The 15,632-nt window shown below is 74.5% G+C and carries 14 protein-coding genes; 3 read left to right on the top strand and 11 right to left on the bottom strand.

Annotated features, from left to right (window positions below; translation table 11 throughout):
• Positions 1–13: 13 nt before the first annotated feature.
• The 3 genes from ABTW95_RS10835 to ABTW95_RS10825 form a co-directional block, all read right to left on the bottom strand.
• Complete coding sequence (locus tag ABTW95_RS10835; protein WP_396446281.1) at positions 14–652, bottom strand: histidine phosphatase family protein; 639 nt, start codon at positions 650–652, stop codon at positions 14–16.
• A gap of 75 nt (positions 653–727) precedes the next feature.
• Complete coding sequence (locus tag ABTW95_RS10830; RefSeq protein WP_500226165.1) at positions 728–2,515, bottom strand: serine/threonine-protein kinase; 1,788 nt, start codon at positions 2,513–2,515, stop codon at positions 728–730.
• Between the two features lie 147 nt (positions 2,516–2,662).
• Positions 2,663–3,589, bottom strand: coding sequence for a LysR family transcriptional regulator (locus tag ABTW95_RS10825; RefSeq protein ID WP_396446279.1), 927 nt, complete (start codon positions 3,587–3,589; stop codon positions 2,663–2,665).
• Between the two features lie 72 nt (positions 3,590–3,661).
• On the opposite strand from ABTW95_RS10825, the gene ABTW95_RS10820 reads away from it, so the two are divergent.
• Both ABTW95_RS10820 and ABTW95_RS10815 read left to right on the top strand, forming a co-directional pair.
• Positions 3,662–4,576 (top strand): EamA family transporter, encoded by a 915-nt coding sequence (locus ABTW95_RS10820; RefSeq protein WP_500226164.1) that lies wholly within the window; start codon positions 3,662–3,664, stop codon positions 4,574–4,576.
• A 1-nt stretch (position 4,577) separates the two neighbouring features.
• Complete coding sequence (locus ABTW95_RS10815) at positions 4,578–5,444, top strand: dihydrodipicolinate synthase family protein (protein WP_500226163.1); 867 nt, start codon at positions 4,578–4,580, stop codon at positions 5,442–5,444.
• Positions 5,445–5,468: 24 nt separating this feature from the next.
• Here ABTW95_RS10815 and hemL read toward each other — a convergent pair whose 3' ends face one another.
• Positions 5,469–6,761 carry a glutamate-1-semialdehyde 2,1-aminomutase gene (hemL, locus tag ABTW95_RS10810; RefSeq protein WP_500226162.1) on the bottom strand — a complete coding sequence of 431 codons (1,293 nt, stop codon included), beginning with the start codon at positions 6,759–6,761 and terminating at the stop codon, positions 5,469–5,471.
• A 100-nt stretch (positions 6,762–6,861) separates the two neighbouring features.
• Between hemL and ABTW95_RS10805 the strand changes: the two genes are divergently transcribed.
• A complete protein-coding gene (locus ABTW95_RS10805; protein ID WP_500226160.1) occupies positions 6,862–8,544 on the top strand; it encodes a serine/threonine-protein kinase in 1,683 nt (560 codons plus the stop codon).
• Positions 8,545–8,576: 32 nt separating this feature from the next.
• Here ABTW95_RS10805 and ABTW95_RS10800 read toward each other — a convergent pair whose 3' ends face one another.
• The 7 genes from ABTW95_RS10800 to ABTW95_RS10770 all read right to left on the bottom strand — a co-directional run bounded on the left by ABTW95_RS10800 (position 8,577) and on the right by ABTW95_RS10770 (position 15,632).
• Entirely contained in the window at positions 8,577–9,227 is a 651-nt protein-coding gene (locus tag ABTW95_RS10800; RefSeq protein WP_500226159.1) for a bifunctional DNA primase/polymerase, read from the bottom strand.
• 128 nt (positions 9,228–9,355) lie between these two features.
• Entirely contained in the window at positions 9,356–10,339 is a 984-nt protein-coding gene (gene hemB, locus ABTW95_RS10795) for a porphobilinogen synthase (protein ID WP_396446273.1), read from the bottom strand.
• 19 nt (positions 10,340–10,358) lie between these two features.
• Complete coding sequence (locus tag ABTW95_RS10790) at positions 10,359–11,888, bottom strand: bifunctional uroporphyrinogen-III C-methyltransferase/uroporphyrinogen-III synthase (RefSeq protein WP_500226231.1); 1,530 nt, start codon at positions 11,886–11,888, stop codon at positions 10,359–10,361.
• A 152-nt stretch (positions 11,889–12,040) separates the two neighbouring features.
• Positions 12,041–12,958 (bottom strand): hydroxymethylbilane synthase, encoded by a 918-nt coding sequence (gene hemC, locus ABTW95_RS10785; protein WP_500226158.1) that lies wholly within the window; start codon positions 12,956–12,958, stop codon positions 12,041–12,043.
• The gene (locus ABTW95_RS10780; RefSeq protein ID WP_500226157.1) at positions 12,955–14,346 is read right to left on the bottom strand and encodes a glutamyl-tRNA reductase; all 1,392 of its coding nucleotides are present in this window, start codon (positions 14,344–14,346) and stop codon (positions 12,955–12,957) included. The genes hemC and ABTW95_RS10780 overlap by 4 nt, the downstream gene beginning before the upstream one ends.
• A 28-nt stretch (positions 14,347–14,374) precedes the next feature.
• The gene (locus ABTW95_RS10775) at positions 14,375–15,115 is read right to left on the bottom strand and encodes a redox-sensing transcriptional repressor Rex (RefSeq protein ID WP_396446270.1); all 741 of its coding nucleotides are present in this window, start codon (positions 15,113–15,115) and stop codon (positions 14,375–14,377) included.
• Positions 15,116–15,380: 265 nt separating this feature from the next.
• A complete protein-coding gene (locus tag ABTW95_RS10770; protein ID WP_396446269.1) occupies positions 15,381–15,632 on the bottom strand; it encodes a glutaredoxin family protein in 252 nt (83 codons plus the stop codon).

Here is a 15,632-nt window from a genome sequence, read left to right as displayed (position 1 = left end):
CTTAGCGGTGCGGTCAGGCACCGGCGACACTGGGTCCCTTCGCGATGCCGGCCGCGGGCTCGCGGTAGGCCACCTCCACCAGCCGGCTGCCCGCGAACGTCAGGCTCGTGACGCTGGCCAGCGCGCACTCGCGGCGGTTCGGGTGGTGCCACAGCCGGCGGCGCTCGGCGTGCAGCCGCAGGATCCAGATCGGCAGCTGATGGCTGACGCACACGGCCTCGTGGCCGCGCGCCGCCTCCCGCGCCCGGATCACGGCGGCCCGCATCCGCGCGGCGAGCTCCTTGTACGGCTCGCCCCACGACGGCTTGAAGGGGTTGACCAGGTGGCGCCAGTGCTCGGGGCGGCGCAGCGAGCCGGCCCCGGCCCCGAACGTCAGCCCCTCGAAGTGGTTGTCGGCCTCGATCAGACGGTCGTCCACGGTCACCGGGAGGTCGAGCGCGTCCGCGAGCGGCGCCGCCGTCTCCAGCGCGCGCTGCAGCGGCGAGGAGAAGAGGGCGGTCACGTCCCGGTCGGCGAACCACTTGGCGGCGGCCTTCGCCATGAGGACGCCGTCCTCGCTCAGGCGGTAACCGGGCAGCCGCCCGTAGAGGATGCCCTCGGGATTGTGCACCTCACCGTGCCGCAGCAGGTGAACGATCGTCGTGTCAGTCATCGCGGTCAGATTACCCGCGCCCCGCGGCCGTCCCGTCCGGCAGCCCCCGGGGCCGGCGCGTGCGCGGATCGCCGGTCAGATGCGCGTGGAGTCGACGAACCGGGATATGCGTTCGGCGGCGCGGTCGAGGTCGGCTTCGGACGGCTTCGCGTTCCCCAGGTGCTGGACGAACCAGTACATCAGCGCCGATTTGCAGATGTCGGCGTTCGCGGCCGGGGCCGTGCAGGTGATCGGCACGACCTGGGCGCGCGGTGTCAGGACCGCCAGCTCGGCCTTCACGAGGGGTGACGGATAGGGCAGGTCGTCGGTGCCGAGGCCGCGGGTGAGCACCGCCTGGTAGCCGGGCACTCCGGTCGGCAGGTCCGCCCTCGTGCTCTGCGCGGACGTGCATTCGTTGCCCTGCGCGCGTTCCCGCCGCGCCTGCTCGGAGTCGGGGAAGTACTCGCAGAGCGCGATCCGGATGCCGCCGACCGAGCCCTGCCAGTGCTCCTCGACGAGCGCGGTCGCGCCGCCGACCGTGCTGGAACCGCCGTTCGCGCCGACGGACCCCTTGCACTCGGCGCCCGCGGGACCGATCAGCATGCCCTGGCCGGACCCGTACACGGCGGTGCCCGGCGGCGGCTCGACGCGGGCGGGCAGCGTCACCTTGGCGGGGATGCCGGACGGCGTGGTCACCGCGCCCGGCGCCTCGACGACGCACGGCCGCACGTCCGCGACGGCGGCCGCGGCCTTCCGGGTCGGCTTCGGCGCCGGGTCCTGCTTCGTGGCCTGGTGGACGGCGACGGCGCCCGCTCCGACGGCGGCGACGGTCCCGACCGCGACGGCGGCGAGCCCGGCGCCACCGGCGAAGAACGCCTTGATCGCCGAGGCTCCGGCGGCCTTCCCGGCGGTGGAGGCCGCACCGGCCGCGGACACGCCCGCACCCGTTCCGGCCGCCGCACCCGTTCCGGCCGCCGCTCCGGCCGCGGACGCCGCGCCCGCGGCGCCGGGCGCCAGCCAGGCCGCCAGCGGGAACAGCGCGGCGAGCGCCACGGCCCCGGCGGCGAGGGCGTGCACGCCGCGCGCCTCCCAGTCCCGGCCGTAGGCCGCGCGGGCGGCGCGTTCCAGCTCGTCCACGAAGGCGGCGGCGCCCGCGGGACGCTCCCCGGGCGCCTTCGCCATGCCGCGCAGGACCAGCGGGCGCAGCGGCTCCGGCACGCCCTCGACCGGGATCTCGCCGGTGAGGTGGGCGTTCATCAGCTCCGCGCGGCCGCCCGCGTAGGGCCGCCGCCCGGTCACGCACTCCACGAACACGCAGGTCGCCGAGTAGACGTCGGACGCGGGCGTGGCGACGTGCCGGCTCCACTGCTCGGGCGCCGCGTAGTAGGGGGTTCCGGCGCCGCCCGCCTCCTGCCCGGCGGGGGTCGCGATGCCGAAGTCGACGAGGCGGCTGCGCCCGTCCGCCGGGACGACGACGTTCGCGGGCTTGTAGTCGCGGTGGACGACGCCGACCGCGTGGGCGGCGGCGAGGCCCAGCAGCGAGCCCTTGAGCACGGCCAGCGACGCCTCGGGGCCGAGCGCGCCGTGCCGCTCCAGCAGCTCCTTCAGGGAGACGCCGTCGACGGCCTCCATGATGATCGCGGCCGTCTCCGGGCCCTCGACGAGCCGGAACAGCCGCGCCACGTGCGGGCTGCCGGCCCGGCCGAGCATCAGCGCCTCGTGGCGGAGCCGCTCCCGGTCGGCCTCGTCCGCCCGGACGGCGAGGTACTTGATCGCCACCGGCGTGCCGGACGCGTCGTGCCGGGCGAGGACGACCCGCCCCTGGGCGCCCGCGCCGAGCTCGCGCACCTCGGTGTACCCGCCGACCCGCCACGCACCGTCCATGAGCCCTCCGCGACTCCATGATCGCGACAACCTACCGAACGGCGTTCATCAACGGCGAGCCGGACGAAACGCGTCAGCCCCGGCGCGCGGCAGCCCGGCACGGGTCGGCTCGGCACGGGTCAGCTCAGCAGGGTCAGCTCAGCAGGGTCAGCTCAGCACGGGCGCGACCGACGGGACGTCGGCGGGCACGGCCGCGCGCAGCGCGTCGACGGCGGCGCGGATCGCGGGACGGCGGGCCGCCTCCTCCCGCCACACCGCGTACACCCGGCGCGACAGCGGCGCCGACAGCGGCACGATCACCACGCCGGGCGGGACGTCGCAGCGGCCGAGGCGCGGCAGGATCGCGTTGCCGAGCCCGGCGGCGACCAGGGCCAGCTGCGTGGCGAACTCGTAGGCCATGTGGTCGATGCGGGGCTCGCTGTCGACGGCGCGGAGCGTGCGCAGCAGCCAGTCGCAGCAGATGCTGTCCGGCACGGAGCTGATCCAGGGGTCGCCGGCCAGCTCCTTGAGGTCGATCGTCTCGCGCCCGGCGAGCGGGTGGCCGGCGGGCAGCGCCACGTCGGCGACGTCGTCGCAGATGACGCCCTTGTGCAGGCCCTCGTGGAAGGGCAGCGGCTCGTTGTTCCAGTCCTGGACGATCGCCATGTCGATGTCGCCGCGGGACACGAGCGGCATGCTGCGCAGCGGGTCCTCCTCGCGGAGCTGGACGCGCAGGTCGGGGTGGTCGGCGCGGAGGGAGCGCAGCGCCGCGGGCATCAGCCCGCGGACGGCGGTCGGGAACGCGGCGACGGTGAGCTGGCCGACGACCGAGCCGCGGTGCGCCTCCAGGTCGGCCTGCGCCTGCTCGACGAGGGACAGGATCCGCTCGGCGTGCGCGACGAGGAGTTCGGCGGCGTCGGTGAGCCGGACGCCGCGGCCGTTGCGTTCGAGGAGCTTCTGCCCGGTCTCCCGCTCCAGCTTCGCCAGCTGCTGGGAGACCGCCGAGGTGGTGACGTGCAGGACGTCGGCGGCGGCGCTGACCGAGCCGTAGGTCGCGACCGAGTGGAGGGCGCGCAGCCGTTCCAGATCAAGCATGAAGTAATACTAAAACGAGGTGTCAAGTATTTCTCGCTTGTCCTTAAGAAAATGCGCGGCGACGATCGAGGGATGAGATCGCGCCATGTCCTGCTGGCCACCCTGATCGCGGCGCTGTGGGGGTTCAACTTCGTGCCCATCAAGGTGGCGCTGGAGGACTTCCCGCCGCTGCTGATGGCCGCGCTGCGGTTCACCGCCGCCGCGGTGCCGGCGGTGTTCCTCGTCCGCCGGCCGCCCGTCGCCGCGCGCTGGTTCGCGCTGGTCGGCGTCCCGCTCGGCGTCGGGCAGTTCGGCCTGCTGTTCATCGGGATGAACATGGGCATGCCGGCGGGCCTCGCGTCCGTGGTGCTGCAGGTCCAGGCGATCTTCACGGCGCTGTTCGCGGGCGTGCTGCTCGGCGAGCGGCTCGGCGCCCGGCAGATCGCCGGGATGGTCGTCGCGTTCGCCGGCGTCGCGCTGCTCGGCGTGGCGCAGGCCGAGGGCGGCAGCCCGGTGGCGGCGTTCCTGGTCTGCCTCGGCGGCGCGGCCGGCTGGGGCCTCGCCAACGTCGGGATGCGGCGGATGAACCAGGTCGCCGGCGAGCCGGTCGACGCGTTCGGGTTCATGGTCTGGATGTCGCTGGTGCCGCCCGTCCCGCTGTTCGCCCTGTCGCTGGTCTTCGAGGGGCCGGGGGCGCTGCCGGACTCCGCGCGCCACCTGACGGTCGCCGGGGTCGCCTCGCTCGCGTTCATCGCCTACGTCGCCACGCTGCTCTGCTTCGGCGCGTGGGGATGGCTCCTGCGCCGCTACGAGGCGGGCACGGTCGCCATGTACTCGCTTCTCGTCCCGCCGTTCGGGCTGCTGTCGGCGGCCGTCCTGCTCGGCGAGCACGTGAACGCGACGCGGCTGACCGGCGCCGCCCTGATCATCGCGGGCGTCGCCGCCGGGAGCGTCCGGCTGCCGGCCCGCCTGCGCATCGCCCCCGCCCCGACCAACGAGGTGAGCTGACATGCACGGAATCCACGCTTCGCTCGTCACCCCGTTCACCGCGTCCGGCGAGGTGGACGCCAAGTCGCTGGAGCGGCTCGCCGCCCACTGCCTGGCGAACGGCGCGGACGGGCTGGTCGCGCTCGGCACGACGGGCGAGGCCGCCCTGCTGGCCCCGGACGAGCAGCGCGCGGTGCTGGAGGTGTGCCGCGCCGTCTCCGCCGAGCACGGGACGCCGCTGACCGTCGGCGCCGGGACGATGGGCACCGCCGACTCGATCCGGCAGGCCCGCGAGCGCGCCGCGTTCGCCGACGCGCTGCTCGTCGTCGTCCCGTACTACCTGCGCCCGTCGGAGGAGGCCGTCGTCGAGCACTTCGCCGCGGTCGGCGCGGCCGTGGACGTCCCGCTCGTCCCGTACAACATCCCGTACCGGACGGGGAGGGAGCTGTCCGCCCGCGCGCTCCTCGACATCCTCGCGCTCGACTGCGTCGCCGGCATGAAGCACTGCGCGGGCGGCATCGACCACGACACTCTGGCGATGCTGGCGTCCGACCCCGGCAAGGCGGTGCTGTGCGGGGACGACGCGTACATCTACCCGATGCTGCAGCTCGGCGCGGCCGGCGGCGTCGCCGCGTGCGCGTGCCTCGCGCCCGCCGCCTACGCGTCGATGTTCGACGCGGCCCGCCGGGGCGACGCGGAAGGCGCGCTGGCCGTGCACAACCGGCTGCTGCCGATGACGGAGGCGCTGTTCGGCGAGCCCTCCCCGGCCGTCCTCAAGGCGTGCCTGGCCGAGGCCGGGCTGATCGACGACCCGGCGGTGCGCGCCCCCCTGCGCGCACCGCGTCCCGAGTCGGTCGCCGCCGCGATGGCGGCCTTCCAGGCGGTCTAGGACGCCCGGCCGGGACGCCCGGGGCTAAGACGCCCTGGCCGCGGCGCGGGCGGCGTGCGGGAGGGCGTCCAAGACCCGCCCGAGCGCCTCCTCGTCGTGCGCGGCCGACAGGAACCACACCTCGTACGCGGACGGCGGCAGGTACACGCCGCGCTCCAGCGCGGCGTGGAAGAACGCCGCGTACGCCTTGGAGTCCTGGCGCTGCGCGGCGGCGAAGTCGCCCACCGGCGCCTCGCTGAAGAAGACCGAGAACAGGTTGCCGGCGCGCTGCACCGAGTGCGGGACGCCCTCGCGCTCCAGCGCCTCCGACGCGGCCTTCGACACGGTCTCCGCGGACCGGTCGATCGCCGCGTACACCTCGTCGGTGGCGTTGCGCAGCGTGGCGAGCCCGGCGGCCGTCGCGAGCGGGTTCCCCGACAGCGTGCCCGCCTGGTAGACCGGGCCGGCCGGGGCGAGGTGGTCCATGACGTCGGCGCGCCCGCCGAACGCGGCGGCGGGCAGCCCGCCGCCCATCACCTTCCCGAACGTCATCAGGTCGCCCGCGACGCCCTCGATCCCGAACCAGCCGGACCGGGACGCGCGGAACCCGGTGAGGACCTCGTCGACGACGAGCAGCGCCCCGTACCGCTCGCACAGCCGCTTCAGCAGGGCGTTGAACCCGGCCAGCGGCGGCACCACGCCCATGTTGCACGGGACGGCCTCGGTGATGACGCACGCGATGTCGGCGCCGTGCTCGTCGAACGCGGTCTCCACGGCCGTGACGTCGTTGTACGGGAGGATCAGCGTGTCCGCGGTGGTCGCGCCGGTCACGCCCGGCGTGTCGGGCAGCCCGAACGTCGCGACGCCGGACCCGGCCGCGGCGAGCAGCGAGTCGACGTGCCCGTGGTAGCAGCCCGCGAACTTCACGATCTTGGTGCGGCCGGTGAAGCCGCGCGCCAGCCGGATCGCCGACATCGTCGCCTCGGTCCCGGAGTTGACCAGCCGGACCTTGCCCACGGGCGTCCGCGACACGATCTCCTCGGCGAGCTCCACCTCGCCCTGCGTCGGCGCCCCGTAGGACGTGCCGCGCCCTGCCGCGTCCCGCACGGCCTCGACCACGGCCGGGTGCGCGTGCCCGAGGATCAGCGGGCCCCAGGAGCACACCAGGTCGACGTAGGCGTTCCCGTCGGCGTCCGTCAGGTACGGGCCGCGCCCGGACGCCATGAAGCGGGGCGTCCCGCCGACGGCGCCGAAGGCCCGCACCGGTGAGTTGACCCCGCCGGGGACGACCCCGGAGGCACGGTCGAACAACTGCTGGGAGTGATCGATACCTGTCACGTTTTCAGTCTCTCAGTTGCAGTTCGGCGACTTGCCTTGACCTCGCGGCGTACGGGCCGATATTCCACCAAGTACGACATCGGAGGGATGGGCTTTCAACGTGGTTGACGGCTGGACGGTCCCGGGCTTCACCCACGAGCGGGAGCTGGGCGGGGGAGCCTCGGGCCGGGTGATGCTGGCGGTCGACGACCAGACCGGCACGAAGGTCGCGATCAAGTACCTCGACGGCGCGCTCGCGGCCGACGAGGCCTTCCTCGCGCGCTTCCGCACGGCGGCGCGCCCCCTGTCCCAACTCGAAGACCCCAACGTGGTCGACTTCTACGACTTCGTGGAGTCGGCGGACGGCGCCGCCATCGTGATGCAGTGGGTGGAGGGCGTCAGCCTGCGGCGGGTGCTGGCCGCGCAGGGCCCCACCGGCCCGCTCGCGGCGCTGTCGATGCTGGGCGGCATCCTGCTCGGCCTCGCCGCCGCGCACGACCGCGGCGTCGTGCACGGCGCGCTGCGGCCCGCGAACATCCTCGTGGACGCCGACGGCAACGCGCAGCTCACCGACTTCGCGACCGCGCCCGCCGGCACCGAGGTGCGGTTCGGCGCGCAGTACGCGGCGCCGGAGCTGTGGGACGGCGAGCCCGCCACCGTCGCCACCGATCTGTACGCCGCGACGGCGATCTTCTTCGAGTGCCTCACCGGGCGCCCCCCGTACGCGGGCCGCAACATGGCGCGGCTGCACCGCGAGGCGGCGATCCCCGCCGAGGAGGTCCCGGGGCCGCTGCGCGAGCTCGTCCACCAGGGCCTGGCGAAGGAGCCGGCGAAGCGCCCCAAGTCCGCCGCCGACTTCCTCGGCGCGCTGGAGGACGCGGCCGTCTCCGCCTACGGGCCGTCGTGGGAGGCGCAGGGCCGCGGCCGCCTCACCGAGCTCGCCGCGCAGGCCGCGCTGCAGCCGGAGCCCCCGAAGCCCAAGCCCGCCCGCAGCAGCGGCCGCAACCCGATCGTCGCCGGCAAGCAGCCCGGCGGCCGGTCCCGGACGCCCTGGGTGGTCGCGGCCGTCGCCGTCCTGGTGCTCGCCGGGGCCGGCGCGGGCGCGGCCACGCTGCTGCGGAAGGACGACAAGAAGCCGCCGCCGGAGCCGAGCCCGGCGCAGAGCAGCACCCCGCAGCCGACGCTGCCCGTCGGCGGCGTCGACCCGGCGCCGCTCATCGCGCAGATCGACGGGGCCGTCGCACGGGCGCCCGGCGCCGCGTTCACCTACCGGCAGACGGGCTGCTGCGGCTTCCCGGTGAGCAGCCGCGGCACGTTCGGGCTGCAGGGCGGGCAGGCGTCCTACTCGATGACGCTGGCCGGCTCCGGGGCGGCCCGCAAGCCGGTGCGCGCCCTCGTCGTCCAGGACCGGCTGTACGTGCGCGTGGGCAAGAAGTGGAAGTCCTCGGCGCTCGGCGGGCGCGGCTACCCGGCGGCCGCCGACCAGGTCCGGCAGGGCAGCTCGGTCGCGAACCTCACGGCGCTGCTGCGGGCGGCGACGCGGCTGACCCGGTCGGGCGCGATCTACGAGGGCGAGGCGCCCGCCGCGGCGCTGGCGCAGGCCCCCGGCGTCGGCCCCATGTACGCGCGGATGGCGCAGGCGACCGGCGCCCAGCAGATCGCCTTCGCCATCAAGCTCGACGCGGGCCACCGGCCCGTGAAGTTCTGGGTCCGCGCCGGGCCGGAGAAGGGCCGCAACCAGATCCAGCGCGGCTCCTACTCCAAGTGGGGCGCGAAGCCCGCCGTGAAGGCACCGAGCCGCTAGGCGTCCTCGCCCGCCGTGAAGGCGCCGAGCCGCTAGGCGTCCTCGCAGGCGTCCGCCAGGACCTCCAGGAGCCGCAGCGGGTCGGGCAGCGCGTCCCGGCCCCGGCCCCGGCCCGGAGCCCGCAGCCAGACCACCTCGCGCCCGTACGGCAGGACGGACGGCGGCGCGACCACGTAGCTGTCCCGGCAGTGCCACCGCATGCCGGGCGTCTCGGCGACGTCCTCCGGCAGCGTGTCGAGGTGGCACGACCACCACTCGTCCTCGTCGGCGGGCGCGCCGCGGGTCGCGACGAAGAACAGGTGCCGCTCGTCCCCGAACGACGCGACCGGACCGACGGGGAGGTCCTCCCGCTCGATCCGGTCGAGGGCGGCGGCGCCGGCGGCGGCCGGCACGTCGAACACGTCGAACACCCGCCCCGTCGGCAGGATGATGTTCGCCTCCGGGCGTTTCGCCCACCAGCGCTCGATCACCTCGGTGTCGACGGTGGCCTGGTGCGCCCACGCCGCCGACACCGGGTGCGCGCCCGGGTCGGGACACCCGATCCGGTCGCACGAACACGCCCTGTCACCGCCGACGTGCGCGCCCGGAAAGCACGGCCACCCGAGATCGGCGTACTCGCGCGCCGCCGCGGCCATCCGGTTCCGTGCCGCCTTCTGCCGCCTGTGCCCCGTGACCGCCAGCATCTCGCCCCCCAATAGCCCAAGGTCGCGCGTGGGTTCCTTGGTTATCGATGATGCCCGCCGAGCTCACGCCCAGACACGGCAACCCCCGGGAAACGACCCTAAGTGACTAGAGGGCGTCCTAAGAGCCCCTAGGACAGGCGGCGGGCCACCTCCGTGGCCCAGTAGGTGAGCGTGATGTCGGCGCCGGCGCGGCGGATGGCGGTCAGCGACTCCATGATGGTGCGCTCGCGGTCGATCCAGCCCTTCTCGGCGGCGGCCTCGATCATCGCGTACTCGCCGCTCACCTGGTAGGCGGCGACGGGCACGTCCACGGTGTCGCGGACGCGGCGGAGGATGTCGAGGTAGGCGCCGGCGGGCTTCACCATGACCATGTCGGCGCCCTCCTCCAGGTCGAGGAGGACCTCGCGCAGCGACTCCTCGGCGTTCGCCGGGTCCTGCTGGTGGGTGGAGCGGTCGCCGAACTGCGGCGCGCACTCGGCGGCGTCGCGGAACGGGCCGTAGTAGGCGGACGCGTACTTCACCGAGTACGCCAGGATCGCGGTGTCGGTGAAGCCCGCCTCGTCGAGGGCCCGGCGGATCACGCCGACCTGGCCGTCCATCATGCCGGACGGGCCGACCACGGCGGAGCCCGCCTCGGCCTGCGCGACCGCGATGGAGGCGTACCGCTCCAGCGTGGCGTCGTTGTCGATCTCACCGGAGTCGGTGACGATGCCGCAGTGGCCGTGGTCGGTGTACTCGTCGAGGCACAGGTCCGTCATGACGACGGTCGCGTCGCCGAGGTCGGACACCAGGTCGCGCAGCGCGACCTGGACGATGCCGTCGGGGTCGTCGGCGGCGGACCCGGTGCCGTCCTTCACCGCCGGGACGCCGAACAGGATGAGGCCGCCGACGCCGGCCTCGGCCGCCTCGTGCGCCGCCTTGCGCAGGCTGTCGCGGGTGTGCTGGAACACCCCCGGCATCGACGCGACGGGCTGCGGCTCGGTGATGCCCTCCTTGACGAACAGCGGCAGGACGAGGTCGGCGGGCGCGAGCCGCGTCTCGGCGACCATCCGGCGAAGCGCGGGCGTGCGGCGCAGCCGCCGCGGGCGCGCGACGGGGAACTGTGCGGACATGGAATCCCTCTGTACGGCTCTACTTCCGGCGCCGGGCCCCCCGGCGCATCTGGCTGGGCTTGCGGAGCGGGTCTCCCGCCTCGATCTGGGCCGCCCTCCGCTTCGCACCGTACTCCGCCAGCGCCTCGGCGAGGGCCGATACCGACGGCTTCTCCGCCATGACGTCGACGCGCAGCCCGTATTCCTGCGCGGTCTTCGCGGTCTGCGGCCCGATCACGGCGATCACCGTCACGTTGTGCGGCTTGCCGGCGATGCCGATCAGGTTCTTCACCGTGGACGAGGAGGTGAACAGCACGGCGTCGAACCCGCCGCCCTTGATCGCCTCGCGGATCGGCGCGGGCGGCGGCGCGGCCCGGACCGTCCGGTAGGCGGTCACGTCCTCGCACTCCCAGCCCAGCTCGGTCAGCCGGGCGATGAGCACGTCGGTGGCGATGTCGGCGCGCGGCAGCAGCACCCGGTTGATCGGGTCGAGGTCCTCGTCGTAGGGCGGCCACTCGCGGGCCAGGCCCTCGCCGGACTGCTCCCCGGACGGGACGAGGTCGGGCTGCACGCCGAACTCGACGAGCGCGGCGGCGGTCTGCTCGCCGACGGCGGCGACCTTCAGCCCGGCGAACGCGCGGGCGTCGAGGCCGTAGTCGGTGAACTTCTCCCGGACGGCCTTCACCGCGTTGGTGGAGGTGAACACCACCCACTCGTAGCGTCCGGTGACGAGGCCCTTCACGGCCCGCTCCATCTGCTGCGGGGTGCGCGGCGGCTCGACGGAGATCGTCGGCACCTCGTCCGGGACGGCCCCGTACCCGCGCAGCTGGTCCGACAGGGACGCGGCCTGCTCCTTGGTGCGCGGCACCAGCACCCGCCACCCGAACAGCGGCTTCGTCTCGAACCAGGACAGCTTGTCGCGCCACTTGACCACGTCCCCGACGATGATCAGGGCGGGCGACTCCATGCCCTTGGTGTCGGACGCGAGCTTGCTCAGCGTGGAGACGACGGTCTCCTGCTCGGTGGTGGTGCCGAGGCTCGTCATGGCGGCGGGGGTGGAGTCGGCGCGCCCGGCCGCGACGAGGCCCTTGGCGACCTCGGCGACCGCGCCCTCCGCGCCCGCGATGACGAGCGTGGCGCCGGACCCGGCGAACTCCTCCCAGTCGACGCCGCCCGCGGACGCGTCCACGAACCGGACCTCGCGGTGCTCGGGGTCGGTGAGCGGGATGCCCGCGTACCCCGGCACGCCGGTCACGGCGGACACGCCCGGGACGACCTCGAACGGCACGCCCGCCTTGTGCAGCGCGGCGCCCTCGGCGGCCAGGCCGCAGGCGACGCCCGGGTCGCCGGCGAACATCCGGACGACGCGGCGCCCGGCCTTCGCGGCGCGGACGGCGAGCCTGACCGGGTCGCCCTCGGCGGTGTCGAGGATCTCCGCGTCCGCGCGGCAGTGCGCGAGGACGTCGGCGGGGCAGTGCGCCCGGCTGACGATGACGGTGTCGGCGCGCTCCAGCTCGGCGGCGGCGCGCAGCGTCAGCAGCCCCGGGTCGCCCGGCCCCATGCCGACGATGGCGACCGTGCCCGGGTCGGTGGTGCGGCTCGGCGCCGGGGCGGGCGCCGTGCTCCTGCTCCTGGCCGCGGCGGCCCTGCCGGCGGCGCTGGTCTTCTCGGCGGTGGTCTTCTCGGCGGTGGTGCTCTTGGCGGTGGTCTTCGCGGCGGGGCTCACTCGCGCTCCCCCATCAACTGGTCGGCCCCCTGGGCGAACAGCCGGTCCGCGAGGTCGCGTCCGATCTGCTCGGCGGCGTCCGGGTGGCCGCTTGCGGACAGCCTGATCTGCCTGCTCCCGTCGATCGCCGCGACGGTGGCGGTCAGATGCAGCTCTTCATCTATCTCGGCAGCGTACGTTCCCACGGGCGCGGAGCAACCCGCCTCCAGCACCGCGAGGATCGTCCGCTCGGCGGTGACGGCGCGCCGGGTCGCGGCGTCGTCGACCGTTCCAAGCAGCTCGCGGAGGTCGTCCCGGTCGGCGCGGCATTCGAGGGCGAGCGCGCCCTGCCCGGGCGCGGGCAGCATCTGGCCGGGGTCGAAGACCTCGCCGACCTCCGCCAGCCGGCCGATCCGCTTCAGGCCCGCGTGGGCCAGCACGACCGCGTCCAGCTCGCCGTCGGTGATCTTGCGCAGCCGGGTGTCGGCGTTGCCGCGGATCGGGACGATCTCCAGGTCGGGGCGGAGCGCGCGCAGCTGCGCCACCCGGCGCGGCGAGCCGGTGCCGACGCGGGCGCCGCGCGGCAGGTCGGCGAGCTTGCAGGGGCCGCACAGCGCGTCGCGGGGGTCGTCGCGCAGGGGGGTGGCGGCGAGCGCGATGCCCGGCGTCTCCGTGGTCGGCAGGTCCTTCAGCGAGTGCACGGCGAAGTCCACCTCACCGGAGAGGACCTTGTCGCGCAGCGCGTTGACGAACACGCCCGTCCCGCCGATCTGGGCGAGCAGGGCCTTGGAGACGTCACCCTGCGTGGTTACCCCGACCAGTTCCACGGCATGCCCGGTCAGCCGCGTCAACGCGTCCGCGACGCCCTGCGACTGCGTCGTCGCCATCAGGCTCTTGCGGGTGCCGAGCCGCAGCGGGCCCTTGCCTGTAGTCACGTCTCGTCTCCTTCGCGCGCCGGGGCCGTGTCCCGGGCGCTGACCGCCCGGACGCCGGCAGCACTGGCGTTCACCGTCTCCACGTTCACATCGGCGCGGGCCACGGCCTCGGGCGCCTTCGGGTCCAGGTCGAACAGCTCGCGCAGCGCGTCGGCGTAGGAGTCGCCGCCCGGCGCCGACGCCAGCTCCTTGACCCGGACGGTCGGCGCGTGCAGCAGCTTGTCCACCACGCGCCGTACGGTCTGCTCGATCTCCCCGCGGGCCCGGTCGCCGAGGTCGGGCAGCCGGCCCGCCAGCCGGGACAGCTCCGCGTCCACCACCTCGGCGGCCATGCTGCGCAGCGCGACGACGGTCGGCGCGACCGCCGCGGCGCGGGCCGCGCTGAGGAACGCCTCGACCTCCTCGCACACGATCCGCCGGACCGCGTCCACGGCCGCCGGGCCGATCGCCTTCGCCGCCTCCTGCTCGGTGCGCAGGTCGTCCAGCCCGGCCAGCTCCACGCCGTCCAGGTCGCGGACGGCGCGCTCGACGTCGTGCGGCAGCGCCAGGTCGAGGAAGAAGCGGCGTCGCCCGTCGTCCCCGACGCCGCGCGCGGTCAGCTGCCCGGCCGTCACCACCAGGCCGGTGGCGCCGGTGCACGACACCACGAGGTCGGCGTCCGCCAGGGCGACGTCCAGCGCGGACAGCTCGATCGCGCGGGACGGGACGTCCAGCGACTCGGCGAGGCGGACCGCCCGCCCGTGGGTGCGGTTGGCCACCACCACCTCCCGCGCTCCCGCGCGGGACAGCGTGGCCGCGGCCAGCGAGCTCATCGAACCGGCGCCGACGACCAGCGCGTGGACGCCGTCCAGCGGGCCGAGGTGCCGGGCGGCGACGTCCAGCCCCACGCTGACCAGCGACGCGCCGGCCTTGTCTATGCCGGTCTCGTGGTGGGCGCGCTTGCCCACCCGCAGCGACTGCTGCAGGACGTCGTGCAGGTCGCGGCCGAGCGTGCCCTCGTCCTTCGCGAGCTTGAACGCCTGCCGGATCTGGCCGAGGATCTGCCCCTCGCCGACGACCATGGACTCCAGCCCGCACGCCACCGCGAACACGTGCTGGACGGCCCGCTCCTCGTAGTGGACGTACAGGTGCCGCGCCAGGTCGTCCAGCGGGACGCCGGAGTGCAGCGCCAGCAGCTCGGAGATCGCCGAGACGCCGCCGTGGAACTTGTCGACCACCGCGTAGATCTCGACCCGGTTGCACGTCGAGACGATCGCGGCCTCCGCGATGTTGGCGGAGTCGTGGACCGCGTGCAGCAACTTGACCAGGTCGTCTCCGGCCACCGAGGCCTGCTCCAGCACCGCCACGGGCGCGCTGCGGTGACTGAGCCCCACCACCAGAATGCTCATGCCGCGTCCTCGCTCAGGATCGTCCGATTCATGCCTCGACCGTCTCTACGTACTGGGACGTGCCCGGCGGCGCGTCGCCCGCGGCCAGCGGGGCGAGCCCGTCCGGCCCGCCCGCCTTGCGCTGCTCGTGGAACGCGAGGATCTGCAGCTCGATGGACAGGTCGACCTTGCGCACGTCGACGCCGTCCGGCACCGACAGGACGACGGGGGCGAAGTTCAGCACGCTGGTCACGCCCGCGGCGACCACGCGATCGCACACCCCCTGGGCAGCGCTCGCGGGGGTCGCGATCACGGCGATGGACACGCCGTGGGTCGCGATGATGTCCTCCAGCCGGTCCGTGTGCTGCACCGTCATTCCGGCGATCTCCTGGCCGACGATGGCGTCGTCCGCGTCGAGCAGGCCCGCCACGCGGAAGCCGCGGGACGCGAAACCGCCGTAGCCGGCCAGCGCACGGCCCAGGTTACCGACCCCGATGATCGCGACCACCCAGTCCTGCGTGAGGCCCAGCTCCCGGGAGATCTGGTAGACGAGGTACTCGACCTCGTAGCCGACGCCCCGCGTCCCGTAGGAGCCGAGGTGGGACAGGTCCTTGCGCAGCTTGGCGGAGTTGACCCCGGCCGCCGCCGCCAGCTCCTCGGAGGAGACGGTCGCGACGCCGCGCTCCTGCAGCCCGGTGAGGGCGCGCAGGTACACGGGGAGCCGCGCCACGGTGGCTTCGGGGATGCCGCGGCCCGCTCGGTCGCGGTGCCGGTTCTGTCGAGGTGTCACGGCCTGCTCTTCGGGCTCGACGCTGGGGACGGGGTGATCGGCGCACCCCTCGCCCCGGCTCGCGCGGCTCGACGCGGCCGGACGACCGCGGCCCGCCCGCCCCAGGGCTGCCCACCAGGTTAAGCCTTTGTGAACACGCGCACAAAGTCACCCCCCGGTCGCAGGGCCCGGACGGCACCGCGGAACGGCCGCCCACTAGGGACTTACAGCGTAGGCGCAGGCAATCCGAATGTCGTTCGGATGTGACCGACGCGACACCCGCGGCTCAGCGGAGCGCGGCGACGGCGCCGCGGAGGCGGGCCTCGTCGACGCGCCAGAAGTCGTGCTGGACGCCGTTGACCAGCGTGACCGGGATCTGCTCCCAGTAGCGCTCGTAGTCGGCCTCCGACCGGGTGATGTCGCGCTCCTCCCACGCCACGCCCATGTCGGCCGCGACGCGCTCGATCACCGCGCGGGCCTCGTCGCACAGGTGGCAGCCCGGCTTGCCGAGCAGTGTGATCACGATCTCGTCCGCCAT

Origin of the sequence: Spirillospora sp. NPDC127506 (genome assembly GCF_040302145.1) — a bacterium.
Classification (GTDB): Bacteria; Actinomycetota; Actinomycetes; order Streptosporangiales; family Streptosporangiaceae; genus Spirillospora.
This window is presented reverse-complemented; position numbering and strand designations above follow the sequence as displayed.